Genomic DNA, 284 nt, shown 5'->3' with positions numbered 1-284 from the left:
CCGCGCCCACGCTGAAGCCTTCGAACTCGGTGTCGAGCATGAAGTTGACGACGCCGGCCACGGCGTCGGAGCCGTACACGGCCGAGGCGCCACCGGTCAGGATGTCGACGCGGTTGATCAGGGCGGCGGGGATGATGCTGATGTCGCGCAGTTCACCGGCGGCGCCCGGGGGCAGGCGGCGGCCGTTGACCAGGGTCAGGGTGCGCTGGGCGCCCAGGTTGCGCAGCGACACGGTCGCATAGCCGGTCGACGGGTTGTTCGACTGCGAGTCGAATGCGGGGGTC

At 70.4% G+C, this 284-nt stretch carries 1 protein-coding gene; it reads right to left on the bottom strand.

The features are described from left to right. On the bottom strand, positions 1 to 284 hold a 284-nt coding region (locus FLQ44_RS22450; protein ID WP_147696143.1), incomplete at both ends, for a TonB-dependent receptor plug domain-containing protein.

Source organism: Vogesella mureinivorans (genome assembly GCF_007644035.1).
Classification (GTDB): Bacteria; Pseudomonadota; Gammaproteobacteria; order Burkholderiales; family Chromobacteriaceae; genus Vogesella; species Vogesella mureinivorans.
Note: the sequence above shows the minus strand (reverse complement) of the source record. Positions and strands in the feature narration are given on the sequence as shown.